General features: G+C 72.1%; 27 protein-coding genes and 2 pseudogenes. 15 read left to right on the top strand and 14 right to left on the bottom strand.

Annotation, left to right across the window (positions count from 1 at the left end):
• Positions 1-403 precede the first annotated feature (403 nt).
• The 5 genes from QK442_RS26770 to QK442_RS26750 all read left to right on the top strand — a co-directional run bounded on the left by QK442_RS26770 (position 404) and on the right by QK442_RS26750 (position 2,968).
• Entirely contained in the window at positions 404-604 is a 201-nt protein-coding gene (locus QK442_RS26770) for a hypothetical protein (RefSeq protein WP_282696628.1), read from the top strand.
• On the top strand, positions 597-833 hold the full coding sequence (locus QK442_RS26765; RefSeq protein ID WP_282696627.1) for a hypothetical protein: 237 nt from the start codon (positions 597-599) through the stop codon (positions 831-833). The genes QK442_RS26770 and QK442_RS26765 overlap by 8 nt, the downstream gene beginning before the upstream one ends.
• 133 nt (positions 834-966) lie before the next feature.
• Positions 967-2,211 carry a helix-turn-helix transcriptional regulator gene (locus QK442_RS26760; protein WP_282696626.1) on the top strand — a complete coding sequence of 415 codons (1,245 nt, stop codon included), beginning with the start codon at positions 967-969 and terminating at the stop codon, positions 2,209-2,211.
• Between the two features lie 284 nt (positions 2,212-2,495).
• Positions 2,496-2,723, top strand: coding sequence for a hypothetical protein (locus QK442_RS26755; RefSeq protein WP_349239684.1), 228 nt, complete (start codon positions 2,496-2,498; stop codon positions 2,721-2,723).
• Positions 2,720-2,968, top strand: a complete 249-nt coding sequence (locus QK442_RS26750; protein WP_282696625.1) for a hypothetical protein — start codon at positions 2,720-2,722, stop codon at positions 2,966-2,968. The genes QK442_RS26755 and QK442_RS26750 overlap by 4 nt, the downstream gene beginning before the upstream one ends.
• Positions 2,969-3,081: 113 nt before the next feature.
• On the opposite strand, the gene QK442_RS26745 is transcribed toward QK442_RS26750, so the two are convergent.
• Together QK442_RS26745 and QK442_RS26740 are read right to left on the bottom strand one after the other, a co-directional pair.
• Complete coding sequence (locus tag QK442_RS26745; RefSeq protein WP_282696624.1) at positions 3,082-3,420, bottom strand: VOC family protein; 339 nt, start codon at positions 3,418-3,420, stop codon at positions 3,082-3,084.
• A 73-nt stretch (positions 3,421-3,493) separates the two neighbouring features.
• Complete coding sequence (locus tag QK442_RS26740) at positions 3,494-4,327, bottom strand: dienelactone hydrolase family protein (protein ID WP_282696623.1); 834 nt, start codon at positions 4,325-4,327, stop codon at positions 3,494-3,496.
• 129 nt (positions 4,328-4,456) lie between these two features.
• Here QK442_RS26740 and QK442_RS26735 point away from each other — a divergent pair, with 129 nt between their 5' ends.
• Positions 4,457-5,464: a helix-turn-helix domain-containing protein gene (locus QK442_RS26735; RefSeq protein WP_282696622.1), complete on the top strand. Its 1,008-nt coding sequence runs from the start codon at positions 4,457-4,459 to the stop codon at positions 5,462-5,464.
• On the opposite strand, the gene QK442_RS26730 is transcribed toward QK442_RS26735, so the two are convergent.
• A complete protein-coding gene (locus QK442_RS26730) occupies positions 5,361-5,723 on the bottom strand; it encodes a hypothetical protein (RefSeq protein WP_282696637.1) in 363 nt (120 codons plus the stop codon). The two genes, QK442_RS26735 and QK442_RS26730, sit on opposite strands and share 104 nt — an antisense overlap.
• Before the next feature lie 395 nt (positions 5,724-6,118).
• Here QK442_RS26730 and QK442_RS26725 point away from each other — a divergent pair, with 395 nt between their 5' ends.
• Entirely contained in the window at positions 6,119-6,625 is a 507-nt protein-coding gene (locus QK442_RS26725; RefSeq protein WP_282696621.1) for a DinB family protein, read from the top strand.
• Positions 6,626-6,757: 132 nt separating this feature from the next.
• Here the strand turns inward: QK442_RS26725 and QK442_RS26720 are convergent, their stop codons facing one another.
• Both QK442_RS26720 and QK442_RS26715 read right to left on the bottom strand, forming a co-directional pair.
• Positions 6,758-7,426, bottom strand: a complete 669-nt coding sequence (locus QK442_RS26720; RefSeq protein WP_282696620.1) for a class I SAM-dependent methyltransferase — start codon at positions 7,424-7,426, stop codon at positions 6,758-6,760.
• Positions 7,427-7,548: 122 nt separating this feature from the next.
• On the bottom strand, positions 7,549-8,055 hold the full coding sequence (locus QK442_RS26715; protein ID WP_282696619.1) for a DUF5709 domain-containing protein: 507 nt from the start codon (positions 8,053-8,055) through the stop codon (positions 7,549-7,551).
• A gap of 319 nt (positions 8,056-8,374) precedes the next feature.
• Between QK442_RS26715 and QK442_RS26710 the strand changes: the two genes are divergently transcribed.
• A complete protein-coding gene (locus tag QK442_RS26710) occupies positions 8,375-9,166 on the top strand; it encodes an MBL fold metallo-hydrolase (RefSeq protein WP_282696618.1) in 792 nt (263 codons plus the stop codon).
• Between the two features lie 112 nt (positions 9,167-9,278).
• Here QK442_RS26710 and QK442_RS26705 read toward each other — a convergent pair whose 3' ends face one another.
• Together QK442_RS26705 and QK442_RS26700 are read right to left on the bottom strand one after the other, a co-directional pair.
• Entirely contained in the window at positions 9,279-9,539 is a 261-nt protein-coding gene (locus QK442_RS26705; protein WP_282696617.1) for a hypothetical protein, read from the bottom strand.
• Positions 9,540-9,547: 8 nt separating this feature from the next.
• The gene (locus QK442_RS26700; protein ID WP_282696616.1) at positions 9,548-9,832 is read right to left on the bottom strand and encodes a hypothetical protein; all 285 of its coding nucleotides are present in this window, start codon (positions 9,830-9,832) and stop codon (positions 9,548-9,550) included.
• A gap of 435 nt (positions 9,833-10,267) precedes the next feature.
• Here QK442_RS26700 and QK442_RS26695 point away from each other — a divergent pair, with 435 nt between their 5' ends.
• Positions 10,268-10,864, top strand: coding sequence for an NAD(P)H-dependent oxidoreductase (locus QK442_RS26695; RefSeq protein ID WP_282696615.1), 597 nt, complete (start codon positions 10,268-10,270; stop codon positions 10,862-10,864).
• 260 nt (positions 10,865-11,124) lie between these two features.
• Here QK442_RS26695 and QK442_RS26690 read toward each other — a convergent pair whose 3' ends face one another.
• Together QK442_RS26690 and QK442_RS26685 are read right to left on the bottom strand one after the other, a co-directional pair.
• Positions 11,125-11,454, bottom strand: coding sequence for a barstar family protein (locus QK442_RS26690; RefSeq protein WP_282696614.1), 330 nt, complete (start codon positions 11,452-11,454; stop codon positions 11,125-11,127).
• Positions 11,455-11,502: 48 nt separating this feature from the next.
• Positions 11,503-12,054: a DinB family protein gene (locus tag QK442_RS26685; protein WP_282696613.1), complete on the bottom strand. Its 552-nt coding sequence runs from the start codon at positions 12,052-12,054 to the stop codon at positions 11,503-11,505.
• Between the two features lie 254 nt (positions 12,055-12,308).
• On the opposite strand from QK442_RS26685, the pseudogene QK442_RS26680 reads away from it, so the two are divergent.
• A pseudogene (locus QK442_RS26680) lies at positions 12,309-12,536 on the top strand (TipAS antibiotic-recognition domain-containing protein); the annotation flags it as partial.
• 299 nt (positions 12,537-12,835) lie between these two features.
• On the opposite strand, the gene QK442_RS26675 reads toward QK442_RS26680, so the two are convergent.
• Both QK442_RS26675 and QK442_RS26670 read right to left on the bottom strand, forming a co-directional pair.
• Positions 12,836-14,761, bottom strand: a complete 1,926-nt coding sequence (locus tag QK442_RS26675; RefSeq protein WP_282696612.1) for an AAA family ATPase — start codon at positions 14,759-14,761, stop codon at positions 12,836-12,838.
• Between the two features lie 267 nt (positions 14,762-15,028).
• Complete coding sequence (locus QK442_RS26670; RefSeq protein ID WP_282696636.1) at positions 15,029-15,364, bottom strand: YnfA family protein; 336 nt, start codon at positions 15,362-15,364, stop codon at positions 15,029-15,031.
• Positions 15,365-15,855: 491 nt separating this feature from the next.
• On the opposite strand from QK442_RS26670, the gene QK442_RS26665 reads away from it, so the two are divergent.
• Entirely contained in the window at positions 15,856-17,094 is a 1,239-nt protein-coding gene (locus tag QK442_RS26665) for a serine hydrolase domain-containing protein (protein WP_282696611.1), read from the top strand.
• Between the two features lie 65 nt (positions 17,095-17,159).
• On the opposite strand, the gene QK442_RS26660 is transcribed toward QK442_RS26665, so the two are convergent.
• Positions 17,160-17,420, bottom strand: coding sequence for a hypothetical protein (locus QK442_RS26660; protein WP_282696610.1), 261 nt, complete (start codon positions 17,418-17,420; stop codon positions 17,160-17,162).
• 148 nt (positions 17,421-17,568) lie between these two features.
• Positions 17,569-18,330, bottom strand: a pseudogene (locus tag QK442_RS26655) (hypothetical protein); the annotation flags it as partial.
• Between the two features lie 497 nt (positions 18,331-18,827).
• Here QK442_RS26655 and QK442_RS26650 point away from each other — a divergent pair.
• Positions 18,828-20,858: an ABC transporter ATP-binding protein gene (locus QK442_RS26650; RefSeq protein ID WP_282696609.1), complete on the top strand. Its 2,031-nt coding sequence runs from the start codon at positions 18,828-18,830 to the stop codon at positions 20,856-20,858.
• Between the two features lie 153 nt (positions 20,859-21,011).
• The gene (locus QK442_RS26645) at positions 21,012-21,740 is read left to right on the top strand and encodes an NUDIX domain-containing protein (protein WP_282696608.1); all 729 of its coding nucleotides are present in this window, start codon (positions 21,012-21,014) and stop codon (positions 21,738-21,740) included.
• Positions 21,741-22,138: 398 nt separating this feature from the next.
• Here QK442_RS26645 and QK442_RS26640 read toward each other — a convergent pair whose 3' ends face one another.
• Positions 22,139-22,576: a helix-turn-helix domain-containing protein gene (locus tag QK442_RS26640; RefSeq protein ID WP_282696607.1), complete on the bottom strand. Its 438-nt coding sequence runs from the start codon at positions 22,574-22,576 to the stop codon at positions 22,139-22,141.
• A gap of 219 nt (positions 22,577-22,795) precedes the next feature.
• On the opposite strand from QK442_RS26640, the gene QK442_RS26635 reads away from it, so the two are divergent.
• A complete protein-coding gene (locus QK442_RS26635; RefSeq protein WP_282696635.1) occupies positions 22,796-24,229 on the top strand; it encodes an MFS transporter in 1,434 nt (477 codons plus the stop codon).
• A gap of 1,219 nt (positions 24,230-25,448) precedes the next feature.
• Positions 25,449-26,054, top strand: coding sequence for a DinB family protein (locus tag QK442_RS26625; protein ID WP_282696605.1), 606 nt, complete (start codon positions 25,449-25,451; stop codon positions 26,052-26,054).
• Positions 26,055-26,074 lie beyond the last annotated feature (20 nt).

Raw genomic sequence — 26,074 nt, 5'->3', positions numbered from 1 at the left:
ATTGAATGTCGGCACTGCCGTTCGCGTCATTGACGGTTGATCGCTTGCCCTCTCGATTTTCTTGGGCTGCCGGTAGGCGTATGTGGACCGAAAGTTCACGGCAATGCCGCTCAGCGATCCCGGCCCCAGCTCGCCTTTTACGTCCGTCCCGGACACAGAAATTCCAGAGTGTCCGCCAAATCCGAAGGGAAACCGATTGAAGAGACGATGTGCTCACGCTCCTTGCGGCGCGGAACTGCCCGCCGACGCTGACCGGCGCACCCGGTATTGCAGCGACGCTCACAGGAAGGCAGCGGCACGCGCCCGCAAGTCCACCGCCAAGACCAGCGTCACGAAGTCCACCGCACCCGCTGAGATCGACGGGGAACGATACGAGGAGCTTCGGGCCGTGTGGGGTGCCTTGGTGGCTCAGATAGCCGCTGACGGCGTTCTCGTGCCCGGTAGCGCCGGGGCACCGGTCGCCCATCCCGCGCTCCGCTTCCTGGCCCAGCTCGACGCCGCCCTGTCCGCCCACGAACGCGCCACCGACACGGGCGACGCCGACCCGCTGACCGTCATGAGAGACGCCGCCCGAAGGGCAGTTGAGGAGTCCCGCCGTGTATGAACATCTGGGTGAGTGTCTGGCCGACCGCCAACGCCGCTGGGCCGACACGCTTCCGCCTCTGAGCGATGAACTTCGGGAGCTGGCCTGCCTGTTGGCCGACGAGGAGCCCCGCAAGATCGGCGCGCACCCTTTGTGGCCGCTCTTCAGGAACCTGTTCCGCGCCGAAGCCGGCACGGACCCCGACCCAGCGGCACTCGGCGTGATCTGCGAGTGCCCCGAACACTTCTGAACGACCCTGCCCCCGGCAGCCGCCCAGCGCGGCAGTCGGGGGCTTCGGCGTTTCGGCCCTCGTCCGCTCGTCTTGACTGATCGGCGTTGCTCAGGTAGCGGACGGGCATACGCTTGTCGTGAGGTGAGCGCTGATGTCCACAGGGTTGGCAGACAACATCCGGAAGTACCGGCGCACGGCCGGACTGAGCCAGGAAGGGTTGGCCGAATCGGCCGACCTTTCGCTAAGTACCGTTCGCAAGGTCGAACAGGGCGGGGACGTACGGGTTGAGACCCTGCACGCCCTTGCCCGCGCGCTGGGGGTCAGCACGTCCGCGCTGTTCGCTACCGAAGCGCCCCGTTCCGTGGTCGGCCCGCAAGACGACGCCAACCGGCGTCACCTGGTTGAGTTGCGGCGGGCTCTCATGCCGCCCATCGGGCTTGCCGCCCCTCTCACGGCGGACCCGGTGGAACCTGCGGGGTTGAATGCGACGCGCCAGAAGGTTCGGGACGCAAGGGCGCTGTATGACCAGGACCGATATTCGTCCGTGGCCAAGATGCTTCCTCCGCTGTTGCGTAGCTCTGAGGCTGCCGTGAATGCCCTTGACGGCGAGGATCAGCAGCACGCAGTGATCGCACGCTCTCAAGTGCTGTTGATGACTGGCCAGTTCCTCACGCAGGTACGGCAGTACGACATGGCCTACTACGCGCTGGCGGAGGCGATCCGCCTTGCCAGGGAGAACGGGCAGACCCTCACGGCGGCAACTGGCGTCGTCGGCATGTGCTGGTTGCTGCTGCGGCAAGACCGGTTCGACGAGTGCGAGCAACTTGCAGCGCAGACGGCCGCCGAGATCGAACCCCGGCTGTCCTCAGCCTCCACGGATCATCTGGCCGTGTGGGGTGAGCTGTGGCTCAGGGTGGCAGCGTCCAGCGTGCGCAACAACCGCCCGGACGTAGCCGCTGAGGCCCGACGGATGGCAGCGACAGCAGCAAGCGCCATGGGGCGTGAGGACATGGGCTTTCCCGACCACTGGGGCGGGTTCGGTCCCGCAACGGCTGAGATGAAGGCGATCGAAGACCTGTCGCTGATCGGCGATGCGCGCGGAGTCCTGCGGCGCGCTGATGAAGGCCCCGTGAGCGGTAGCGGCTTGCGCAGTCTCGGCGGGGTCACGCCGAACAACTGGAACCGTCACCGCCTGGACGTGGCCAAGGCGTACGTCGCATCCGGCGAACACCAGGACGCCATGGGTGAGTTGATGCAGATCAAGCAGCGCGCAGAGGGATGGATCACTCATCAACCCATGGCCCGTTACGTCATGGTCGACATCCTCAAGACGCGTAAGCGCACGCTGACCGAAGAAATGCGAAGCATGGCGGCACACCTCGGGGTCGCTGGCTGAGCTACTGCGGAGCGCGGTACTTCGGTCCGCTGGCCTCCCGAACTACCCCACAGTGCACGTGGATTGGCCCCCTCGCCGCTCGTACCGTCACCACATCAACCGAGCGGACCGAGGGGGCCGACGTGACACGCAGGACTGAGGGAGACCGGGAGCGACGGCGCGACCTGGCCGACGCAGCGGCGGGCTTACCGCCTCGGTTGCTCCCGTGGGCCAGGGACGGCAAGTCGTGCTATCTGAGCACGGACGGCGGGGCGAACAGTGTCCTGTCCCGTCTCGCTGACGAGATGGAAGCCGTTCAGCTCGGGATGGGCGCGAGCGTCCTGGAGTCGGCGGACAAGGTTCTGTCTGACCCCAAGTCGCCCCACTCTGAGATCAGGTATACGGCCCTGCGCCTGTCCGAGTGCCTGAAAGACGCGCTCAGGGTCGCGGAGAGCCGAGGGAACCGCATCCCGGAGCCGGACGACGATGACGCCGAGGACGGCCCCACGCTGCCCGCTGAGGCGTTCGGATGACCACCCGTGCTGTCTACCGCTACGTGACCCACACGATCCAGCACGCACCCGAGGGTGGCGTTACGGCGGAACTGTTCTGCACGTCCATCGGATGCGGCGAGTCATCCGGCCCGCAGGATGATCCCGAGACCGCCCAAGACTGGGCGCTGAGACATACCGGCCTGAACCCCGGCCATGACCTCTTCCGGCGCGAGTACACCGACCATGCGCGAGTGACCCGCGCTGACCCGACCCCGGCCCGCTGAGCGACGGCGAGCAAGACAGTTCAGCGGTTCGGCCCGGCCCCGTTCGTACGCTGCCCCCGTGGCGTGCGGGCGGGGCTTCCGCGTGCCACTGACCGGCCGATACCCTAGAACCGCTAGTTAGACGCGTTCGGGTCCGTGAGGACGGCCCAGCCCGTGCCGTCGGGCTCCCGCCGGTCGGCGACCAGGGTGGCACCGAGTCCCCGCAGCCGCTCGACCTCCTCCTCTCGCGAGGTCGTCGGGCGAAGGCACAAGCGGATCCGGTTCTTGACCGTCTTCGGTTCCGGCACCTGGTTGAAGTACAGCGCCGGGCCCTCCGGGAGCGTCACCTGCGTCTCCCGGTCGCCCGGCCTGGCCTCCGGATGCAGCGGACCACCGGTCACCGCACTCCAGAACCGGGCCATCTCATAGGCGTCCGCACAGTCGATCGCCACGTTTTGCACGACAGAGAACATGCGGGCGATCCTGCCCGAGCGCGGACGGAGCCGCCACCCGGTTCCGTGCCCCCGGTCCGGACCGCATCCGGACTCACCCCGCCGCCCGCCCCTTGAGCCGTTCCACCAGGAAGGAGACGATCTCGTCGCGGGCCCGTACGGTGGGATGGCCGGCCTCGTCCACGAGATGGGCCGTCACGACGCTGTGGGGGCAGCCGACGACCTCGCGGAAGAAGGGCGGCGGGTCGGTGTTCGCCGCCTCGGCGGGCAGCACGCGGCCGTCGAAGGCGTCGCCGAGCAGCGCCCGGTACGCCGCGAACCGCTGCCCCGTGCACCACCGGTCGTTCTCGAAACGGTAGGCGAGCACCTTCAGTCGGTCCCGCCGCACACGCTCGGCCACGGCAGCGGCGTCCGCCTCGTCCAGTTCGATCCCGGCGGGATCGTCGAGCGGCAGGGACGGGTGGTTGACCACCGGCGCCACGACGGCGGGTTCGAGCGCCATGGAGAGGGCGAAGTTCCCGGTGAAGCACAGACCGACGGCCCCGACCCCCGGCCCGCCCCGCTCGGCATGCGCCGCACGCGCCAGCCCCCGCAGCCATCCGACGACGGGACTGGTGCCACCGCCGGCGAACGCCCGGAACTCGGCACTGACACAGGCGCGCCGGACGACGGTCTCACCCGCTCCGGCACGGGGATAGGCCCCGTCGACACCGAACAGCGACGGCACGTACACCGAGAACCCGGCCTCCCGGATCCACCGCGCGAACCGGGCGACGTCCGGACTGATCCCCGGCATCTCGGGCATGACGACCACCGCGGGCCCCGCCCCCGTCACGTGCACGCGCTTGCGGACGCCCTCCACCTCGACTTCCCTGCACGCGAAGTCGTCCAGCGGGTCGTCGTCGTACTGCCGTCTTGTGGTTGCCATGACAGGAAGGATGAAGGGACCCTGAGCACTCGGAGAACCGGAGATACCGCCACGTCTCCCGGGAATACCGCCGCCCGTCCGCCCGTCCGCCCGTCCGCCCGTCCGCCCGTCCGTCCGCCGGAGGTCCCCATGAGCCCGCTGCGGGTCAGCGTGCTGGCCTACCCCGACTGCTTCGCGTCCGAGGTCTTCGGCGTGCCCGACATCCTGACCATGGCCGCCCACGTCGCCGCGGCCCAGGGCGCGGCGGAGCCCTCGTACACGACGTCGGTGGTCTCGCCGCGCCGCCGCGTGACCGCCTCCGGCGGCGCGCGCATCGACGTCACGGCGGTCCGCCCGACCGACGTCCTGATCGTGCCGGGCTTCGAACTGCCCTCCGCTCTCGACCCGGGCACGGCCCTCGCGAAGCTCATGCCCGAGATCGCCGCGATCCGGGCCCAGGCGGCGTCGGGAACCGCCGTGGTGTCGATCTGCGTCGGCGCCTTCCTCCTCGCGGAGGCCGGGCTGCTGCACGGCCGGGACGCGACGACCTCCTGGATGTACGCGGACCGCCTCGCCCACCGCTACCCCGACGTACGACTGCGCCGGGAGGAACTGGTGGTGACCGACCGCGGGGTGACGACCACGGCCGCGTTCAGCGCCATGTACGACTTCGCCCTGCGGTTCGTCCGCGAGCACGACGGCCCCCGGATCGCCCGGAGCACCGCCCGCCTGGCCCTCCTGGACGACACGAGGTCGAGCCAGGCGCCGTACGTCGACACGGACCTCCTGCCGACGGCGGGACACGGCTTCTCGGCCGGCGTCATGCGCCGCCTCGACCAGAACCTCGCCGCCCGCTACGACCTGCCGGCCCTCGCCCGGGAGTTCGGAGTCAGCGCCAGGACCATGCTGCGCCGCTTCGGCGCCGAGACCGGCCGGACACCCCTCGCGTACCTGCACTCCGCACGGGTCCGCCGGGCCGGCCACCTCCTGGAGACGACCGACCGGACCGTCGCCGCCATCGCCGCCGACGTCGGCTACCGCGACCCGGGCACGTTCACCGCCCTCTTCGTCCGCCACACGGGACGACGACCGAGCGCCTACCGGGCGACGCTGAAGGAACGCCGCGACGAGGAGGACGAACCGCCCGGCACGCCGTGAGAAGCCCCGGGGCAGGCACGCGGCGCGCGGCACACCGAGCGTCGCGTGCCCGATGCTCGATGCCCGTATCCGGTCCGGGTCCCGGCCGGACCGAGGGGAGGGCGGTCGTCCCACCGGTACCGGTACTCGTCCGGGTACAGGCACAGCCCTGCCGAGGCGCGACCTCGATCAGGGCGAGCGGCTGGGGCAGGGACGCCGGCAGCGGCAGCAGCGTGACACACCGGCCGGCTTCGTTCGTCTGCGTCCGGCGTGCCGGCACGGTCGCACGCACCCGGTCCCGGTGGGCGACGCGACCCAGGCCCGGAAAGCCCCGGGGTCCTGAAGAGGCCCGTCGAAATACCGCACGGCGCCCAGGAGCAGGTGGGGCCGACGCTTCTCCTCGGGCAACCGCTCGATGAGCGAGAGCAACTCCTCGTCGCGGGCGACCCGGTCGGCCACTTCCTCCTAGAGGGGGAGTGCCCGCGGGCTTCCCGCACCGCGAAGTCCCTGTACCGGCCTGCTGTGTCCATGCTCCGCACCGCACAGCCAGGAAGGCACGACGGGCTCCTCCTCCCCCTACGACCTCCGGGGCTCAGGACCTCCGACTCCGGTGCCTGAGCGGCCCGCCGCGAAAACGCCTCGACACCGGCCCGGGAAGCGGGAATGCTTCGTGCGATGACTACCACGATCGACGACACGCCGCCCGCGTGGGACGAGCGCACCCAGCTCACCACGTTCCTCGACTACGCACGTGACACCGCCCGCGCCAAGTGCGAAGGCGTCTCCGAGGAGAACGCCCGCAAGGCGCTCCTGCCGGGCTCTCCGCTGATGACGCTGAGCGGACTGATCAACCACCTGCGCTGGGTCGAGTACTACTGGTTCCAGGTGGTCTTCCTGGGCGAGGAGGACCAGGGCCCCTGGACCGCCGAGGACCCCGACCGCGAGATGCGCATCGCCGTCGACTTCCCGCTCGCGCAACTCCTCGACGAGTACGCCGAACAGAGCGCCCGCTACCGTGAACTGGCCGCCGCCCACAGCCTGGACACCAAGGCCAAGGGCACCGTCCGCAACGGCCTCCACGTCGACCTGCGCTGGATCCTCCTCCACCTCACCGAGGAGACGGCCCGTCACAACGGCCACCTGGACATCCTGCGCGAGATGCTCGACGGCACCACCGGCTGAACCGGCAGACGTCGCCCCCCGCATGAGGAAACGATTGCATGAAGAAACGATGCTGTCCGACGGGGCCATCACGCTGACGCTCCTGCGCCTGGACGACACGGAGGCGCATCTCGCGGGAACGGCCGACCTGCGTCAGCGCAGTCGGCGGGCTCGTAGCACGACGTCGTGGGTGTGGTGCGCACCGGCGCCGCCTTCCGGCACCAGGCGGGGACGCTGCTCGTCCACCTCCACCCGCCAGTCGGCGTCGAGGAGCGCGGAGACCATCGAGGGCCAGACGTAGTCGGCGGGGTCGAAGGCGCTGTCGTGCGAGGAGTGGGTGTCCATGCCCGCGTGGTGGACGAGCAACAGCACGCCCCCAGGCGCGACGGCCGCGAGCAGCGCCCGTTCGGCCGCGGCCTCAGGGGTGCGCAGCAAGGCCGGGTACTGGGCGGAGACCAGGTCGAAGGAGGCCGGCGGAAGCGCCGCCTCGGTCAGCCCCGCGTGGACCCAGCGAACGCCCACACCGGCCTCCCGCGCATGGGAGGCCGCCCGCCGCAGCGCCACCCCCGAGACCTCGAGGGCGGTCACCTCCCAGCCCGCGCGGGCGAGCCAGATGGCGTCCGCCCCCTCGCCGCAGCCGACGTCGAGCACCCGCCCGGGAGCCAGGCCGGCGACCTCCTCCACGAGCGCCCCGTTGGGCTGCCCGCTCCAGAGCTGCTGCCGCTCGGCGTACCGGTTGTCCCACTCCTCCCGCACGGCGGGGTCGCCGACGTAACCGTCGGACAAGGACGGGGAGGACTCTGCTGTGATGTCATCGGGCATGCCCCTACCGTTACGCCGTCCTTCCCCACCGGACCACTCATGTTGCCGATCCGGCAAAAGCGCGGCCGCGTCGCGCCTCGCGGAGGCCGCACCGGGATCCCGCCCGGACCAGGAGCCAGTCCCTACTCCGCCCCCTCCGCCCCCTCCGGTCCCGCGTCGAGGTCCGGTTCGGGCACGACGTGCATCGCCGCCTCCTCCGCCCCCGCCGCGCCGCCGTCGATGCCGACGTCCGAAGCCAGGGGCGCCTGCTCGACGTCCTCCCGAGTACCCTCGTCCGGTGCGACGAGGCGCCCGGCCCTGCGGTCGCCGACCTCGCTGTCGAGGGGCTCCCCGGCACCCCCTGGCAGGTCGCCGACGCCGTCGGCATCCGTCTCGTCGGCGGTACCGGTGTCGGGCGTCTCCTCCCGGAGCCGATCGTCGAGGGGCTCGCCCTCCCGCTGTTCTCCGGCGGTCGTACCGGCCTTCTCCACGCCGAGCGGCCTCTCCGGGGGTGAGTAACCCTCGTCGAGCATGGCGTCGTAGTCGCGTTCGTCCAGGACGTTCTGGAGGTCCAGGGGCGCCGCGTCCTCCTGTTCCTCGTTCCCGCCGGTCTGTTGGTACACCTCGTCGCCCATGGCCTCGTCCGACATGGCGGACACCCCTTTCCGGCGGCTGCCGCACCGGCTTTGGGCACCTTCTACGACGACGCCGCCCCGCGAGGCCCGTGCGCCGCCTGCCGCGGCCATGCCCGGCATCCCCGGTCTTCGGCAGCAGCTTCGGTCGTTTCTCGTACGACACCGCCGCTACCCGCCCGGACGCACTTCAATCCCGTCGCCACCGGCCCCGCCAGGGCATCCGGCCAGAACGTACGGGGCGATCAGCCGACCGGACCAGGCGGACGCGCACCTGCCGTGCCCGGTTCCGTACGCTCCCGCCCATGGCCCGAGCACCGGTCCTAGGATCGGACCCATGATCGACCATGCGCTGCGGATCACCGTGCTCGGCTCCGCGACCCCCTTCCCCCGGCCGGGAAACGCCTGCTCCGGCTATCTCGTCGAGGGCGGCGGCGCCCGCGTGTGGGTGGATGCCGGAAGCGGCACGCTCGGAGAGCTCCAGAGGCACGCCCGGCTCGGCGAGATCGACGCCATCTGGATCTCCCACCTGCACGCCGATCACAGCGCCGACCTGCTCACCGCCTACTACGCCCTCCTGTACGCCGGACTCGATCTCGACCTCCCCGTCCCCCTCTTCGGACCGCCCGGCACCGCCGACCGGCTGGCGGCCTTCCTGACCAACGGCCCCGAACGAAGCCCCGTCGAGCGGGCCTTCGCCGTCGAGGAGCTGTACGACGGGCATGCCGCCGCCATCGGAGGACTCACCCTGCGCGCACGGGCCGTCGAGCACGGCATGCCCGCCTTCGCACTCCGCGTCGAGGACGATCAGGGGCGCTCCCTCGCCTACTCGGGCGACTGCGCGCCCTGCCCCGCCCTCGTCGAACTCGCCCGGGACTGCGACCTCTTCGTCTGCGAGGCCGACGGTGAGGGACCAGGCCACCACTCGGCCGCCCAGGCCGGCCGGAGCGCAGCCCAGGCCGGTGCCGGACGGCTCGTCGTGACCCACGTCGGCCCCGGTACGGAGCCGGCCGAGGCCACCGCACACGCCGCCGCCGAGTTTTTGGGGGAGGTCCGGCACGCCGATCCCGGCGCGTGCTTCACGGTCGGGGAAACCGGAACCCGGAAGCCGAAGGCGGACAGCCGCTAGCAGGTGGCCGCGCCGCAGGGAAGACGAGCGCGACGATACGGCCGCTCCGCCCCCGCCGCCTGGCCCGCCGGCCCACGGAACCCGCTCGCCGTGACCGTCCGGCGTCCACCGGCTACGGGACGCTCTCCAGCCACGTGATCCGGGTGATGGTCACCGCGTCCGGATCCCCGGTGAACCATTCGACGAGCACGGGGTGACCAGGGACGTCGAGGTCGTACACATCGCCCCACTGGTCGGTGGGGCTCGCCCCCGGCGGCACGGTGCCCCGCTCGTGCGCCGCCGCGACGACGGCCAGGACCCGGACGGTGGCGGTGAACGTCTCGGGCGCCTTGGCGGACATGGCCGAGAGGACCGCGGCGGCCTGATCGGTCAAGCCGTGACTCACCAGGCCCCGCTCAGCGAGCCCAGGACATCGTCGAGCGTGCGCACCCCACCACGGTCGCCGGTCCGCAGCGCGGCCGCCTGAGCACGGTCGGCGTCCGTACGACGGGTGTCGGCGACCGCCCGCAGATGCCAGCGCTCCATCACGGCCAACTGCTCGTCCCCCGCCTGAGCGGCAAGCAGCTCCTCCAGGAACACCCCCTTGCGGCCCGGCGCGAGAGCGGCCGCGATCGCGTTGGCGGTACGGGGGATCCCGGGCTCGCCAGGACGGGGCAGGGCACCCATGACAGGCTCTCCTTCCGGTCGGCCGAAGCCATCTGAGCAGGCGTCCGATCTCACCGTAGACCAGCACACCACCCGTGAGGCGCCCCGTGCGTGAACTGCCGTCAGACCCCTTCGAGCGCGTTCGACCACGACGGGTGGCGCGGGCGACGAAGACCGGCCGTCCCGCGGACGCCGACGCGATCCCCGCCGGTGGCACCGACTCCACGGAGAGCGACCATGGCGGCTTCGTCGAACAGGCCGTGGAGGAGTCGCGAACCGGACTGCTGCGGCCGCCGGTTGCCGTCGTACACCTTGAAGGCGTACGGGCGACCGGTGTTTTCGTCCGGATCTCGTGGACCGGTTCCCTGAAGCGTTCCCACCGGCCATGCTTGATCATCCATGGGGCCGGTAGCAGGGCCACCATGATCGGCTACCAGCGATGTTCTTGGGGGATGCATGCCGCGTATAGGGGTCTATCTCGCGCACCCACGGCCTGGCAGTTTCAACCACGCCGTGTTCGACACGGTGGTGCGACACCTGCGTGACCTCGGATGCGAGGTTCTCGCGCACGACCTCTGCGCCGAGGAGTTCGCAGCCGGGCTGTCCGCCGATGAGACGGACACGGTCCGGTCCGCCACGCGTGCTCACGATGCCCAGGTGGCGCTCCATCAGGCGGAGGTGGCCACGCTCGACGCCATGGTGTTCGTGCACCCGAACTGGTGGGGCATGCCACCCGCTGTCCTGGCGGGTTGGGTGCAGCGGGTGCTCGCGCCCGGAGTCGCCTACAAACTGGGAACCGCGGAGGGGGAGCCCGTGGGGCTGCTCAGAGCCGGCCGGGCGCTCGTCCTGAACACCTCCGACACTCCCGCCGACCGAGAGGAGACCGAGTTCGGGGACCCGCTGCAAAGGATCTGGGCGGCATGCGTACTGCCGTACATAGGAGTCGCCGACGTCCGCCGGGTCGTCTTCCGGACGGTCACCGACTCGTCCGGTGAAACCCGCGCCTCCTGGCTGGACCAGGCACGTCACCACGCCGCCGCGCTCCTGACCTGACCGCACGGCCTGCCGCGCCCGTCCGCTGTACCGCGCCGGGCGCCCGTACGGGAGCCCGGCAACGGTTCGGGTCAGCGGCAGGCTCCACCTCGGAGCACCGCCAGGCGGACGTGGACCCGGCGCCTGTCACGGCCGGAGAAGGACCGGGACGCGACACGGGCGGCGAGGGGGCCGGCCACCCCGCCGCCCTCAGAACCGTCGAACAGCACGGTCGGCCCTGTGCCGGCCTTCAGCGGTCCGCAGAGTGCGGAGTGCCCCGGTTACTGAAGAACGACGGTCGCACCGTAGCTCCTGAGCAGCCGAACGATGTCCTCGACAGAGGAGAGCCCTTCATCAGGGTCCGAGACGACGTCCGCCAGTGCTCGGCGCGCGGTGTCTGCTTCGTGCCGGACCCGGGTGAAGGGAAGGGCCACACCGAAACCACCCAGGCAGTCCTTGAACGCGTTCCACTCCCGGCCGAAGCAGCCCCCGGGCCCCACGAGGGCCTCCGCCATCACGCGGTGAAGGCCGGGGACGTCGGTGACGGGCGTCGCCGCCCGCTGAGACAGACGCGCCTGCGTCCTTCGTGGCACCAGCACCACAGCCGCCATCAGACGCCGGCTCCGCGCATGGACCGTCGGACAGGACTCGGAGCCGGTTCACCTCGGCGGGTCCTCTCCCGTGAGCCCGTCGACGGATTCGCGGATGAGGTCGGCGTGACCGGCGTGGCGGGCGTACTCCTCGATGAGGTCGAGAAGGATACGGCGGAGGTTGGGGCGTCCGCCGCTGCGGGTGGTGTAGGCGCCGAGCTGGTCCAGCCCGCCCGTGCTGAGCGCTTCGTCGACGATGGCACGGGAGCGGGCGACCGCTTCCTGCCAGAGGGCGAGCAGTTGTTCCGGTGTGTCCCCGGCGGCGGAGCGGTAGTCCCAGTCGGGAGTGCTGTCCCAGTCGACCGTGTCCCAGGGAGCCCCGACGGGGGCGCCGAGCCACAACCGGGCGAAGTGGCTGTCCTCCACGTGCGCCAGGTGCTTGAGGAGGCCGCCCAGGGTGACGGCGGACGTGCCGAGTGTGGCGCGAAGGCCGGAGGCGTCCAGGCCGGAGCACTTCCAGGCCAGGGTGGCCCGCTGGCGTTCGAGGGCGCCGAGGACGGCTGCTGCCTCGGTGCCGGCGAGCGGAGGTTCCGGCCACGCTTCGGCTGCGATCTCAGTCATGGCCGCAGACCCTAGCCCACGGAGCTGACAGCGCGGCCGACGGCTGAACTCCGACGCTCTGCTCCAAGGCGTCGACTTCGCGCACTTCCCCAGGGCGGCAGTCGCTCCGTGTCACCCGGCTCCGCGGGACCGTCCACGCCCGGGGCCCCGCAGCCTCCGGAACGCGCATCGGAAACCGGCCCTGGAGTCGGGCTTGACCCTCACGTCGGGTGAGGCTGGAAGGTGGGCGCATGAGCGACTACTACAACGGCGGCCCGGAAGCGAACCGGCTCGTCGAACGGCACCGTGAAGCCTTCACCGCCTCGTACTTCCCCCTCACCCGGCAGATGCAGGTCTGCCTCGGCCGCACGTACGAGACCGATCCGGGTTTCGCCGCCCACTACGACGCCATCCGCCCCGGCCTCGCCGCCTGGTTCCGCCGCATCATCGACGCCGGCGCACGTGCCCACGGCATCGACCCCGACACCGCGACCTGGCAGTAGGACATGGGGAGGGCCGCCGCCCGGCCCTCCCCATCCGCCGCGCCACGTGAGGCCGAGAGCTCGGGGACGCCGGACGCGAAGGCGAACGAGCAGGCCGAGGAGTCGCTCCGGGAAGAGGAGGGACGGCGTGCCACCGGGCCCCGCACCGAGCGGGGACGCGGTCCCGAGGGTGAACGGGGCGCCGGGACCCGATCCGCGTACCCACCCGCCCCGGCAGCACCTCGTCCCCTCCTGCCTCGGCCCGCCCTCTCGGCCTTTGCCGCCTTCGGGTGACGGATTCCGGATCCGTGGAGCGTCATTCAGCCGGCGGCCGGGCTCGTCGTGGGGAGGGACCTGAGCCGCGGGCGCGCGGACGGCAGGCTCACCGGGCGCGGGGAGCGGCCCGGGCGGTCGTGGTCGATGTGGTGAAGCAGGCGGCGCAGGGCGGTGTGGGCCTGCGGGGCGTCGAGTCGGGCTTCCAGGTGGGCCAGGGCGCGGTGCGCGCGGCGGCGGGCGCGGCCGGGGTGGCCGGCTCGGTGGTCCGCGAGGGCCCGGGCGGAGTGGGCGAGGGCCGTGGCCCAGGTGTCGTGGCCGCCGGCCGGTTGCGCGAGGGCCTGGCGGGCGGTGCGGGCGGCCAGGGCGGGGGAGGTGTGGGCCTGGACGACGGCCAGGGCGGCGAGGCTGACCATGGGGCCGGGGCCGCCGGGGGCGTGTGCGGGGACGGTGTCGGCGGCCTGCCGGTAGTGGGCGGCGGCCGCGGTCAGATCGTGGCGCTTCCAGGCGAGTGTGCCGTGCGCGTGGGCGATGCGGCCGATGAGCGCGTCGTCCCCGGCGAGCACGGCCGTCGGCCAGGCGAGATCCAGGAGGCGACGGGCGGTGGCGGGGTCCGCGTCGGCGGCGAGCCACCCGGCCAGCCACTGTCCGCGGGCCGCCGACGGGCTGTTCGCGGGCAGGAGAGGGAGCAGGGCGAGGAGGCGGATGACGGCCTCCGGGCCACGGCTGTGCGCCGCCCACCAGAACCAGACGTGGAGGACCGTCTCCACGGCCGTCTCGGCGTGACCGGGATGGCGGACGGCGTGGTCGAGGAAGGCGTGGAGGTCGTCGAGCGCGTCGCGGACGAGCCGGACGGCCTGCTGCTGAAGGCCGGCGTCCCACAGCGCTTCCGCGACCGCGGCCGTGCTCCGGCAGTGCCGGGCGTACCGGGCCCGCGCCGCGGGGGACTCGCCCGTCGCCGTGAGGCGTTCGGCGCCGAAGTCGCGGGCGGCGCGGGCCATCCGATAGCGCGGCTCGGGAACGGTGCCGGTCCCGCCGTCGGGGTGGAGCACGCCGACCGCGCTCAGCTCGGCGAGCGCGGGAGGAACCTCGGCAGGGGAGAGGTCGCCCCCTTCGCACACGAAGACCGCCGCCTGCTCGGTGAAGGTGCCCGCGAACACGCTCAGACGCCTCCAGACCGTACGTACGGCCGTGTCGCACAGCGCGTGTACGGCTCCGATCGACGCCCGCACCGACCGGTGACGCCGGAGGGGCGCCCCGGCAGCCGACAGCCAGCACTGCCCGCCCCGGAGGCGGTCGGCGAGCCGGCTCACGGTGAGGTCGCCCAACTGCGCCACGGCCAGTTCGAGCGCCAGGGGTACCCCCTCCACCAGCGCGCACACCCGGTCGACCGCTCCTCGGTCCGCCTCCTCCGCCCGGCCCCGCCGGGCCGCCAGGGCGTGGAACAGCTCCGCCGCCGGCGAGAGGCCTCCTCGTGAGGCGTCGGACGCCAGCGGGCCGAGCCGCAGCACGTGCTCGCCATCGAGCCCCAGCGGCCGGCGCGCCGTGACCAGGACCCGTAGAGCCGGGACGTCCCTCAGCAGCGACCGGACAAGACCGGCGCACTCGGCGAGCACGGGATCGACGTCGTCCAGGACGAGCAGCAGCCCGCCGCCCGGCAGAGACCGTACGGCGGCTGCCAGGTCCGGAGCCCCGTGACCGCTCTTCGTACCGGTCACCGCGTCCAGCGCCCGGGCGATCCGCGCCGCCGGCGCCCAGGGCCCCACGGGAACACCGTCATGCCACCGGACACGCGCCACGGCCTGCCGCGGACCGTCCTGCGGACAGGCGACCGCCTCCAGTGCCAGACGGCTCTTCCCGACCCCGGCCGCGCCCGTCACGGTGACGAGCCGGCACACCGCCAGCGCCGCCCTCAGCGCCGCGAGTTCACCCTCCCGTCCGATCAGCCCGACGCACCCGTGGGAGGACGCCACGGACCGGACGCCGTCACCCTGGCCTGCTGCCCACACGTTCGCCACTCCCACCGTCGTCGGATCGGTTCACCGCTGTGACGCCGGCCCAGGACCGTCGAGGTTCCTGCCGGGAACCCGCAGGTCTCCGCTGCAGAACCGTCACTGCAGGGCTGCAGAACCGTCACTGCAAAGGCGTCACCGCACCCCAACGCCCCACCGCCGTACGAGGTAGCGCCAAGACGCCGGACATCACCCGTCCCAGTGAAGCCGGAACCGCTGCGGGGCCGGTCAGTGGCCGCGCGGGGCGTACATGATGACGGCCATGCCGACGAGACAGACCAGGGCGCCGATGACGTCGAAGCGGTCGGGGCGGTAGCCGTCGGCGACCATGCCCCAGGCGATCGACCCGGCGACGAAGATCCCGCCGTACGCGGCCAGGATGCGGCCGAAGTGGTCGTCGGGCTGGAAGGTGGCCACCACCCCGTACAGGCCGAGTGCGAGGACGCCGGCGCCGATCCAGATCCATCCCTTGTGCTCGCGGATTCCCTGCCACACCAGCCAGGCCCCTCCGATCTCGAACAGGGCTGCGACGACGAACAGGGTGACGGAGCGGGCGACGAGCACGGTGCGGGTCCTTCTGAAGAGCAGGGAGAGCGGAGGGGCGGGGAGGCCTGGTCCGGGCTGGTCGAGGCGGAAGCCGGAGCCTTCGGCGAGCCGGGGATCCACATCGTGCCCATCCCACCCACGCTAGACCTTCGCCCCGACGCGAAGGCCAGGGAGGTGGTCCCTGAAGGAGCGGGCGCCTGCGACGTACCGCTCCTGACGGAGGACGGGCCTTGGCGGTCATGAACGTGGCTGCGGCCGACGGCGGTTTCGACACGTCGCATACGCGCGGGCGGAGCCGGTCCTCGGCGGGGCGGACCACCGACAGCGGCGCCCGGCCTTCCTCGCCCCCACCGATCGGCCCGGCGCGGCCGGCACCGGAACCTTCCGGCGGGGGTTCCGGTACGGCCGGGTGGCGCAGGACCGGACGCCCGAACCGGCGCTCCGGGGGCCGTCGGCCGAAGCTGGACGGGCCGGCGCATCCGGTCGCCGGCCCGTCCAGGAGGTCCCGCATGCCCCGATCCGCCCCGGCCCCGTCTCCGTACCGGCCGCGCCGGGCCGCCCTCACCGCCCTGCTCCTCGCCGCCGCGCTGACCGGCCCCACCCTCCCGTACGCCACCGCCGCCGGCGGCGAGAGGCCCGCGCCGCGCACCGGCGTCACCGGCACCTCGGACCAGGAGCTGCGGCAGGCCCTCGCCGGCCTTGTCGCCGCTCCCGGCGGACCGCCCGGTGCGATCGCCGTCCTGACCCGGGACGGCGCACCCCGGGTCTACCGTGCCGGCACCGCGGAGACCGGCACCGCCCGTCCGCCCCGCGCCCACGACCACATGCGGATCGCGAGTGTCGCCAAGGCGTTCAGCGGCGCCGTGGCCCTGAGCCTGGCGGACCGGGGCGCGCTGGGCCTGGACGACACCCTGGGCAAGCGCCTGCCGCATCTGCCGAAGGCCTGGCACGCCGTGACCCTGCGCCAGCTCCTCCAGCACACCAGCGGCCTGCCCGACTTCAGCCACAGCGCACGGTTCCAGGCGATCATCCGGGCCGACCCGCGGCACCGCTTCGACTCCCGGCGCCTGCTGGACTTCGCCGCCGGCCAGGACCTCGCCTTCCCGCCCGGCAGCCGCTACGCCTACTCCAACTCGGACAACGTCGCCGTCGCCCTGATGGCCGAACAGGCCACCGGCCGGCGCTACGAGGACCTCCTGCGCGAGCTGGTGTACCGCCCGCTCGGCCTCCGCGACACCAGCCTCCCCTCCGGGTTCCGGCTGCCCCGGCCCTTCCTCCACGGCTACGCCACGTCCCCCGGCGAAGCGCCCGAGGACGTCAGCGAGGCGATCAGCGCCTCCGGCGCGTGGGCCTCGGGCGGCATCGTCTCCACCCCGGCCGACCTGAGCGCCTTCATCGGCGGCTACACCGGTCCCACGCTGCTGTCCCCGTCCGCCCGGCACGCGCAGCGCCGATTCGTCCCCGGTGAGTCCCAGCCGGCCGGCCCCGGTGAGAACGCGGTCGGCCTGGGCCTCTTCCGGTACACCACCCGCTGCGGCACGGTCCTCGGCCATACCGGCAACACCCCGGGCTACACCCAGTTCGCCGCCGCCACCCGTGACGGACGGCGCACCGTGACGGTCTCCGTCACCAGCCAGGTCCCCCTCGACCCCGCCCTGCTCACCCGGCTGCGCGCGGTCGAGGAACGTTTCGTCTGCGCTCTCCTGGAGGACGGCCACCACGGCGGGTACGGCGACCGGACGGCCTGACCACCACTGCTCCGCCGGACTGCGACAGTCCGGCGGAGCAGGCCCCCAGAGGGGAGGGGAAGCGGTCAGGGACAGCTGATGCGGATGCCGCCGGAGTCCGTGGTGCAGGTGTCCGTGTGATAGCCGCCGTTCGCCGTGTCGTTGCCGTAGCCGCCGATCAGCGTGTCGGAGCCGGGACCGCCGATCAGCGTGTCGGAGCCGGGACCGCCGATCAGCGTGTCGTTGTGGTAGCTGCCGTCCACCCGGTCGTTGCCGGGCCCCGCGTGGACCGTGCCGTTGCCGAAGCCCGCGTCGACGGTGTCGTTGCCGCTGAGGGCGCAGATCACGTCGCTCCCGTACGTACCGTTGAGGGTGTCGTTGCCGCTGGTGCCGATGATGGTGCAGCCGCGGTTGTTGTTGACCGTCGTGGCGCGGGTCCGCGGTGTCGTTGCCCGTCGCCGGGTCGGTCTGGGCCGCGGTGACGGTCGTCGTGTCCGTGAGGGTGCCGGTCCGCGAGGGCTCGGCGGCGATCGTCACCGTGGCGGTGGAGCCGGAGGTGCTGCCGGTGGGGTCGAGCGTGCCGATCGCACAGGTGACCCGGCCCGGGGCGGTGGTGCAGGTGCCCCGGTCGGTGGTGGCCGGCAGGATGGTGGCCGTACCCGTCAGGACGTCGGTGAGCTGCACGTTCGTCGCCGTGGTCGTGGTGCTGTCGTGCGTCACGCGTGCGGTGTACGTGGCGGTGTCACCGATGCCGACCGCGCTCGGCCCGGTCTTCGTCATCGACAGGTCCACGCCGGCCGGCGGCTCGGCGCCGCCACCGCCCAGGTAGCGGGCCAGGCCGCGGTGGGCCTCGAAGCTGCTGGAGATGCCGGCGAGTCCGGCGGCGACGATCTTTCCGTCGGGCTGCACCACCGCCTCGGCGGTCTCGATCGCGTCGACGCCGATCTCGGTGAGCACCTTGCCGCCCTCACCGAAACTCGGGTCGAGGCTGCCGTCGGCGCTGTAACGAGCCGCTGCCCAGGCGCCGTTGCCGCCCCAGTCGGTGGACCCGCCGACCGCGACGATCTTGCCGCCGGGTTGCAGCGCCACGCCCCGGCCCTCGTCGTCGTCGGCGCCGACGGAGCCGGTGGTGACGATGCCGTCGCCGCCGAAGGCAGGGGCCGGATCACCGGGGCGGCCGTCGCCGCCGCGGGCAGCCCGAGGACGAGCGCCAGTGCGGTGGCGCTCGCCGCGCCGGCAAGCCCGGCCCGGTGTCATGGGGTTCTCAGGGACATGCGTGACCACTCCGCCGTCGGATCCTGGGGGCCACAGCTTTCTGGTACGGCGACGGGGACCGGCCCGTGACGGGCCGCACTGCGCCTACTGGACGGTGACGCGCCACCCCCAGGGGCGAGCACCGAAGACCTCTGCGACCGGTGGTGAGGGAGGGGCAGGAGCGGGCCCCGGGTCGCACGGGACACCTGGTGCGGCCGGCGCGCCGGCGGGCTTCCGTCCGGCCGGGAGAACCTGTGGTGACCCGGCAGATGGGCATCGGCGTTTCGGCCACCGGCGGCACCGCTCACGACCCGTGCCCCGCACGGATCGATGTACACGGAACGAACTCACTTTCGCCTGCTCCCGGGGTTCGAACACCGTCCGAATCGGATGTGCTCGGCACCCGGCGGCACGTCGTTGAGCCACACGACACCCCGACTCACCTGCCTGGAGGCCGTGATGCGTCCACACTCCGCCCCTTCCCTTACGAGGTGGGTGGCATGAGCGAGCACGCCGATGAGAAGACCCCGGTCGGCGGAGCCCCGGCCGGCCCGGTCCCTTCACCGCGTACGGCGACGCTCGGCCCGCCACCGCCGTCGGTGTCCACCGGGCGCCGGCCGGACGGCGGGGACATCACCGAGGAGATGGAGGAGGCGTACTGGTCCGTCCATGACGGAGCCGCCGCGCAGGCGACCGTCCGGGAGATCCTCGGCGGGCTGCCGCGGATCACCCGCCGGATCGGCCTGCTCGCCTGGCGGGCGGACCCGCGCGCCACCCTCGCCGTCGTCGTGGGCCAGCTCGCGTCCGCCGCCATGACCGCCTTCGGGCTCCTCGCCTCGGTCGCGGTGCTGCAGGAGCTGTTCGCCCAGGGCCCGACACCCGACCGGGTCCGTGCCGCGCTCCCGCAGATCCTGCTCGTCGTCGCCTGCCTCGCCCTGCGGGCCCTGATGGAGGCGGGGGTGGCGATGGCGCAGGCCCGGGTCACCCCCAGGATCCGGACCGAACTGGAGAAGGAACTCTTCCGGTTGACGGCCCATGTGCGGCTGGAGGCGGTGGAGGACGCCGACTGGCACGACGAGGTGTTCCGGGCCCACGACCGCGGGCTGTTCTACGCCCGCGAACTCGTCGGCCAGGTCGTCTCGCTCGCCTCCGCGACCCTCGGCCTGGCCGGCACCGTCGGCGTCCTCGGCCTCCTGCACCCCGCCCTGCTGCCGCTGATGCTGCTGTCCGTCCTGCCCGTCGGGGTGGCGGCGGTCCGCAGCGCGCGTGCCCGGTTCCACTCCTTCAAGCGGTGGAACGCCCTCCAGCGCCGTGTCCGGGTGTTCACCTGGCTGCTGCTCGACCAGGACGCCGCTGCCGAGGTGCGCTCCGACACCGTGCAGACCGCCCTCCTCGACGAGCACGACCGGCTGATCACCCGCATCGCCGAGGAGGACACCCGGCTCCGTGCGCAGGCGGCATGGCTCAACCTGGCCGGCCGCGGAGTCGGCGGACTGGGCACCGGGATCACCTACGGCGCGCTCGCCGCCATGCTGGTCGCGGGCTGGCTCCCCCTCGCGGCCGGCGCGGGCGCCGTCCTGGCGGTGCAGGCCGGGCAGGCCGCGCTGACCCGGCTCGTCGAGGTCGCCCACCTCGTGTACGAGCACGCGATGTGGGTGTCGGACCTCGAAGCCGTACTCGAACGCTGCCGCGGCCTGCAGCTGCGCGGAGGCGAGGTCCTGGCGCCCGAGCGCGTCAGGACGATCCGGCTGGAGGACGTGTCGTTCACCTACCGCGGGAAGACGGAGCCGGCCCTGTCCGGGGTGTCGATGACGCTCAGGGCGGGCGAGACGGTCGCGTTCGTCGGCTCGAACGGCGGAGGCAAGACCACGGCCTCGAAGCTCCTGGCCGGACTCCACGAGCCGCAGAGCGGGACGATCCGCTGGGACGGCGTCGACGTGCGGGCGATGGACGCCAAGTCCCTCCAGCGGCAGGTCGCGTTCGTCCTGCAGGAGCCCGTACGCTTCCCGTTCAGCGCCCTGGCCAACGTGACCGCCTCCACCGGAAGCCTCACCGACGCCGACCCGGAGCGCGCCCTGGCCGCCGCGCGGGCCTCCGGCGCCGACCAGGTCATCGCGCGGCTGCCCGAGCAGTGGGGCACGCTGCTGTCCAAGCGGTTCCGCGGGGGCCAGGACCTCTCCGGCGGGCAGTGGGCCAAGATCGCCGTGGCACGCGGCCTGTACAACAACGCTCCGCTGCTGCTGCTCGACGAACCGACCGCGAGCATGGACCCGCCGTCCGAGCACGCCGTCTACGAGGCGGTCCTCCGCGGACGGCTGCGCGAGGACCAGATCACCGTCCTCATCTCCCACCGTCTCGCCAGCGTCGTCGGCTGTGACCGGATCTACGTCTTCGACGCCGGCCGGATCGTCGAGGAAGGCTCCCACGAGGAACTCATGGCACACGACGGGCTCTACGCCCACATGTTCACCCTCCAGGCCGCCGGCTACCAGGCGTCCTCTCCGGCCGGCGTCGAGGGAGCGGGCCGATGACGGACACGAGGTCTCACGCCCCTTCGAGACGGCGACGCCGCCGACCTCCGCCGGACCGAGGCCGCACCGTGGGCGCGCTTCGGTCTCGCGCCCGAGCCGGACCGGCCGTAGTGTCCTGACCCGTACGGACACGACCGGAGGAAGGACGGACACATGCCGAGGCCGCCCGCCGTCGAATTCCTCGACACCGCCGTCGGTTTCGTCGAGCATCCGACGCCGGAACTCACCTCCTGGGAGCAGAGCGAGGTGGACCGCCTCTGGGAGGAGACCCGGTCGCGCAACCCGGCCGTGTTCGACGGGCCGATCGCCGCGGCTCTCGGGGTCGACCGTCCGGACACCGGCCCGCTGCTGGTGAAGTGGGCCCCGATGACCTACCGGTACCGAGCGCTGCGACGCCTCCGCCCGCCCGAACAGGTCCCCGGGTCCCTGTACGTCACCGTGCTCGTGCCGACGGAGCGCGGGATCCTGGTCGGCCGCGGGTCGCCCGGCACCGCGCGTCCCGGCTGCTGGACGCTTCCCGGCGGAGCGGTCGAACCCCCTGCGCCGGGCAGGGTCCTGGACGTGGCCGGGCTGCGTCGGCATGCCGCCCGTGAACTGCTGGAGGAGGTCGGTCTACGGGTCCCCTCCGGCGAGTTGCGGTTGTGGGCCCTGGCGCGGGGACGGCGGTTCGGCAGCCTCGGTTTCCACTTCGTGTGCCCCGCCACGTCCAGCGAGCTCGTCCGCCGGCATCATGCGGGCCTCCCCGAGGCGCCGGACGGCCACGGTGCGGGGCCGGAACTCGACGAACTAGCCTTCGTCACCTCGCAGTCCGAGGCCACCGGTCTGGGACCGACAGCGGACTACCTCCCTCAGGTCCTCCACAGGTACTTCTCCTCTCCCTGACCGGTGAACCTGGTCAGGGGGAGGGGGAGGGGGAGGCGAGCCGCTCCGCCTCGGTGAAGCGCTCCTTCAGGTTCCGTACCCACGCCCGCGGGGCGAGCGCGTAGCGCTCGCGCGGGGCCTCCAGGTCGCAGACCTCGAAACTCCCGGGGCAGCCGGACCGCGACGGCCTTCCTTGCGCTGCTGCGGCTCGAGGTCACGTCCGGCGAGGCGCTGAAGACCGTCACCGAGGGCTACGGTATGGGGACTTCACGGCCGGTCGTACCCCGGTCGGTACCACCCCACGCCGCTGGCCCCTCCGGTGTACGCCTCGTCCCGGCCCGGCCCGACCCGATGGCGACGGGGCAGGCCGGGCTGTCGATCTTCGGCCGTGATGCCTCGTGACGCCTGCGAACGGTGCGTCAGGAGAGCGGCTCCAGGGCGTCCTGTCTGCTGTCGTACGAGGCGCGGGCCACCGCGATCTCCTCCTGATGGTCCTCGGTCCAGTCCACCAGGGCCTGGATCGTGGAGTGCAGGGTCACGCCGAGCGGCGTCAGCGTGTACTCCACGCGGGGAGGAACCACCGGATGGACCGTACGCGTCACCAGCCCGTCCCGTTCCAACTGACGCAGCGTCACGGTCAGCATGCGCTGGCTGATGCCTTCGATCCGCCGGCGCAGCTCGGAGAAGCGCAGGGTCTGGCGCTCCAGGTGCGCTATGGCGAGCAGCGACCACTTGTCGGCGACCCGGTCGAGGATCTGCCGCACCTCACACCCCTCACGGGTGTCCCATTGGCGAACCGCGTAGTCCTGCTCGGTACCCGTGCAGTGACTCGGTGACTTTAAAGTGCGTTCTTCCATGCCTCCCCACAGTGCCCCATGCTGCGAGTGGTTACAAGTGGGAACCGGCAGGCTTTTCCGTAACTCACCCCGCCTGCCCGGACGTCACGTGGGTCTCATGGGAAATCGAAGCGCATACGGCAAGGATGCGGATGGTTCCCCGCGACTGTTCCTCCGCGTATGACAAGGAGAAATTCTGTGTCCACACTGCATTCCCCCTCGAACGGCGGCACCGACCGCATGAGCGGGCGCGCGTGGGGCGTGCTGTTCGTGCTGTGTGGCGCGATCTTCCTCGAAGGCATCGACGTCGCCATGCTGAACGTGGCCCTGCCTTCGATCCGCGAGGACCTGGGCATGTCCACGGGCATGCTCCAGTGGGTGATGAGCGCCTACGTGCTGGGGTACGGCGGCTTCATGCTGTTGGGCGGCCGGGCCGCCGACCTGTTCGGCCGCCGTCGGATGTTCGTCTTCTGGCTCGTGGTCTTCCTGCTCTTCTCCGGCCTGGGCGGTCTCGCCACCGAGGGCTGGACGCTGATCGTCGCCCGGTTCGTGACCGGTGTCGCCGCGGCCTTCATGATCCCGGCGGGCCTGTCGATCATCACCACCGGTTTCGAGGAGGGGCCGCAGCGCAACAAGGCCCTGCTCGTCTACTCCGGCACCGCGGCCGGCGGCTTCTCCCTCGGTCTCGTCGTCGGCGGTCTGCTGGCCGCCATCAGCTGGCGCTGGGTCTTCTTCGCCCCGGTCATCCTCTCGCTGCTCGTCCTCGTCGCCGCGGTGGCGCTCATCCCCAGGTCGCCGCGCCCGGAGCGTACGGGCGAGGGCGTCGACCTGGCCGGCGCCGTCAGCGTCACCGCCGCCATCCTGCTCCTCGTCTTCGGCGTCGAGCGCGCCGCCCACGCCTCGGCGGCCATGACGACCGGCACGATCGCCGCCGGCCTCGTCCTCTTCCTCGTCTTCATCGCCATCGAGCGCAGGTCGTCCTCGCCGCTGGTGCGCCTGGGCATCTTCCGCCACGGGGGGCTGGTCCGCGCCAACCTGTCCGGCATGCTCCTCGCCGCCGGCTTCTTCGGCTTCCAGTTCATCGCCGTGCTCTACCTGCAGGAGCTGCGCGGCTGGTCGACCCTGGAGACCAGCTTCGCCCTCATCGTCATCGGCGTGGACGCGATCCTCTCGCCGACCCTGACGCCCAAGCTGGTGGCCAGGTTCGGCAACACCCGGGTCATCTTCGGCGGCCTGCTCCTCGCCGCCCTGTCGTACGCCCTGTTCCTGCCGGTCGGCGCGGACTGGACGTACATGGCGATGTTCCCGAGCCTGATCATCCTGGGCCTGGCGTTCTCCCTGGCGTACGGGCCGCTCACCATCGTCGCCACCGAGGGCATCGCCGAGGAGGAACAGGGCGTCGCCGGCGGTCTGCTGTACACGTCCTTCCAGTTCGGCGCCGCGCTCGGCCTGTCCTCCGTGGCCGCCGTGAACATCGGGGCCACCCACGGCACCACACCCGCGGCGCTCCTGGACGGCTACCAGGCCGCCCTGATCGTGCCGCTGGCCGCCGCCCTGGCCGCCGCCTTCGTCAGCGCCTTCGGGCTGCGGAGCCGGCCCGGTACCGAGGACGCCCAGCCGGCCGCTGCGGAGGCCACCGAGGTCGGGGTTCCGGCCGTCGAAGCGTCGCGGTGACAGGCTGGTACCGCAGAGACGAAGTCCGGACGGCGATTCGGAACGTGAACCGCATTTCCCTGGCCCTCGTATCCTCCGGGGGCCAGGGTGGTGCCTTTTCGTTGCCGAGTTTTTCTGGCGGTGCGGTCCGACCTTTCGCGAATCGTCCGCACATGGTTTTGTGGAATTTCCGGAAGGGCGCCTGGTCGGCTGGGCACGACATCGAATCCGCAAGAGCAAGGGCGCCGTCGGGGTGGCACGGTGAGGGAGACGTACGGCGTCTCGGCCCACCGGCACGGGAGCCTCGTCGGTTCCCCTCCTGCCACACTCGATCGACCAGGCCCGGGTGGGGCCGGATCTGCTTGAGGCTGCGTCTGGCGCGCGGGTGATCTGGCCGAGGGCGGCTGCGGCGAGGCTGTGGATGTCGCGCCCGACCGGCGGTCAAATGCTCTCGTTTCGGTTCAAGTTCGGTGTACGGATTGGGAGTCGGGGGCAGGTGCGTACGCCGGTTGTTCCGCACGAGCACGATCGGGCCGCCGAGCCGATGGGTGCTCTGACCGGCGGGCCGCGCAGGCCGCGCCCTCCCGATGTCCTTGGGCTTGTCCTTGCGGCCCCCGGTGGCCGCAGGCCGAGGAGAAACATCCTGGACCGCTTCCTGGCGTGGGCAGGCCAGTCCGGCCACAGGTATTCGGCCCGAGCTCCGGCCACGGATCCGGTCCGCCAGGGGGCGGTCCTTGCGTCCGCAGCTTCTTGCCTGTGGCCAGGTCTCCTTCTGCCGGAGCGCCACCGCTGCGTCATCGCGTTCGACCGCCCGCCGGGCGGGCTGCTGCCAGGACCGGCCATGCCGTTCCAGCAGGAGCATCCGAGTGCCTCCGCTTTCGCCGCGCTCGTGCCACCGGCGGCGTCACTGCTCCACGGGCCGATCGCCGACTCGCAGGGCGGCAGCGATCTGCCGCCCTGCGCGTATCTCACGGTGCGGGCCCGCCGGAGCGGGCCGGCCGCCGTCAGACGAACGGCTCCGACATCACCCAACCGTCTTCAGCGGTGGGTCACGGCCGTGACCAGCCTGCCAGCCGGCCATATGCCGGGCCTGCTCGGAGGTTGTCTCACGTGGCAGGTTTCGCGAGCCGCTTGCAGCGGACCAGGGCGGCGGTCGTGGCCAGGCCTCGGCCCTGCCGGTCGTCGCGGACCGCGTACGGGATCTTGAGAGCGTGAGCGGCCCGTGGCAGAGTCGTGCCGCATGATCGATGCACGCGCGAAGGGCAATCTGCACGGGAGACTGCGGCGGGACCGTGAGGCGCTGCTCTGGAAACTCGACGGCCTGTCCGAGTACGACGCCCGTCGGCCTTTGACGGCGACCGGGACCAACCTCCTCGGCCTGGTCAAGCACGTGGCCACCGTCGAGGCCAGGTACTTCGGCGAGGTCTTCGGCCGTCCTTCCCCGGAACCGCTGCCCCGGTGGCAGGACTCCGACGGCAGCGATCTGTGGGCGACCGCGGACGAGACCCGCGATCAGATCATCGGGTTCTACCGGCGCACGTGGGAACACTCGGACGCGACGATCGAGGCGCTTGCCCTCGACGCCCCCGGCCGCGTGCCGTGGTGGCCGGAGCCTCATGCCGACACGAACCTGTTCGCCGTCATGGTCCACGTTCTCGGCGAGACCATCCGGCATGCCGGGCACGCCGACATCCTGCGCGAGGGCCTCGACGGCCGGACCGGGCTGCGCCCCGAACACGAGAGGCGGATCGACGAGGAAGCCCGTGCGGCCTACCGCGCGAAGATCGAGCGGGCCGCCAGGTCGGCCGCACCGGTCAAGGAGTCAGAGGTCGGCCCCGTGACGTGATGTTCGTGCGGCATGCTGCC

Origin of the sequence: Streptomyces sp. CC208A (genome assembly GCF_030010625.1) — a bacterium.
Classification (GTDB): Bacteria; Actinomycetota; Actinomycetes; order Streptomycetales; family Streptomycetaceae; genus Streptomyces.
This window is presented reverse-complemented; position numbering and strand designations above follow the sequence as displayed.